At 42.2% G+C, this 616-nt stretch carries 1 protein-coding gene; it reads right to left on the bottom strand.

Annotation, left to right across the window (positions count from 1 at the left end):
• Positions 1 to 471 (bottom strand): IS200/IS605 family transposase (tnpA, locus tag B5G06_RS13765; protein WP_204220866.1); only part of this gene is annotated, 471 nt, incomplete at its 3' end.
• Positions 472 to 616 lie beyond the last annotated feature (145 nt).

Genomic DNA, 616 nt, shown 5'->3' with positions numbered 1-616 from the left:
CTTCTTGTTCTCGCGACCCGTAAACGGGTCAACAAACTCTTTCAGCCCTATCTGGTCTGCGATTTGATCTGATGCCAGTTGGTTTCGGATATACTCTGCTATCTGCTTTTTATTCCGCCCCACTGTATCCACATAATATCCTCTGGCCCAAAAGTGCCGATTTCCATACTTATATTTCAGATTTGCATGCCGATCAAATATCATCAGACTACTTTTTCCTTTCAAGTACCCCATAATCTGTGATACACTGTACTTGGGTGGGATACTTATCAGCATGTGTATATGGTCTGGGCACGCTCTGGCTTCTATGATTTCTACACCTTTTTGCTGACACAGTTTTCTCAATATCACTCCTATATCCTGTTTTATCTGTCCATATATCTCCATCCTTCGATATTTGGGAGCAAATACGATGTGATATTGACATCTCCAACTTGTATGCTCTAAACTACTTATGTCTTTGTCTTTCACGATGAAGACCTCCCTGTTATCGTAGTTGTGTGGTCGGCAAACCACTTCTACCTTATCAGGGAGTTTTTTCTTTTTCTACTCTTCTCCTCGCTTTAAGCTATTTTTTACCCCCGGCTTAGCCGGGGGTTGTCTTTGGTACCACCAA

The sequence above is a fragment of the Flavonifractor sp. An52 genome (assembly GCF_002159385.1).
Classification (GTDB): Bacteria; Bacillota; Clostridia; order Oscillospirales; family Oscillospiraceae; genus Flavonifractor; species Flavonifractor avicola.
Note: the sequence above shows the minus strand (reverse complement) of the source record. Positions and strands in the feature narration are given on the sequence as shown.